Source organism: Onishia niordana, from assembly GCF_004798965.1.
Classification (GTDB): Bacteria; Pseudomonadota; Gammaproteobacteria; order Pseudomonadales; family Halomonadaceae; genus Onishia; species Onishia niordana.
The window spans coordinates 1-757 of record NZ_SDSD01000016.1 but is presented as its reverse complement, the minus strand read 5'-3'; the positions used below and the strand labels follow the sequence as shown (position 1 = coordinate 757).

Annotated in this window: 1 protein-coding gene; it reads right to left on the bottom strand. The window is 61.3% G+C overall.

The window, feature by feature from the left end:
• Nucleotides 1-317: 317 nt before the first annotated feature.
• The gene (locus tag ETC27_RS16435) at nucleotides 318-755 is read right to left on the bottom strand and encodes a MerR family transcriptional regulator (RefSeq protein WP_136256052.1); all 438 of its coding nucleotides are present in this window, start codon (nucleotides 753-755) and stop codon (nucleotides 318-320) included.
• Nucleotides 756-757 lie beyond the last annotated feature (2 nt).

Genomic DNA, 757 nt, shown 5'->3' with positions numbered 1-757 from the left:
GAACTGACAAGCCTTTAGGTGGACTTGCTGTGAAACACGCCTCGGTGGGCACAATGTACCTAGCGTCGCGTGACGCTACAGCCTCAGCGGCACTCACTTCACACGGGCAGGGGTTATGGACGGTGTCTCGCCAGTCACACTGGGGTTTTTAGGCAGCCCCGCCGCCGGCGCGATGATGTATGTCATTAGCCGCGAGATCATTCCCCAGGCCCACCGCAGCGGTCACCAGAACAAGGCGACCCTGGGCTTCTCTATGAAGTTGGTGATCATGCTGTTCCTGAATGTCTCAACTAGGGCACGCTGGGACGCACAGGAGGTTATCCCAAATCGTGAGCGCCTTTGTGGGCTGCCTCACTGATACACAACTGGTGATCACTCAGCACCTCGATGATGCGACAGCTCTCGACCTTGCCGCCGGCACACTGGCTCACCATCCGCCTGAGTTCGTCACGCAGTGCCGAGAGCCGCTGCAGCCGCGACTCCACTTCCTCCAGGTGATGCTTGGCAACGGCATCGACCTCCTGACAGGGCATGTCGGGCTGGTCTGACATCGCCAGTAGCTCACGCACCGCATCCACCGAGAAGCCGAAGTCTCGGGCATGGCGAATGAAGGTCAGCCGCCTGACGGCTTCTTCGCCGTAGCGCCTCTGCCCACCCTCGGTACGCGATGCATCGCCCACCAGCCCGATGCGCTCATAATAGCGCACCGTTTCAGGCTTGCAGCCGGCGCGCCGTGCCAGCTCGCCGATACCGATGG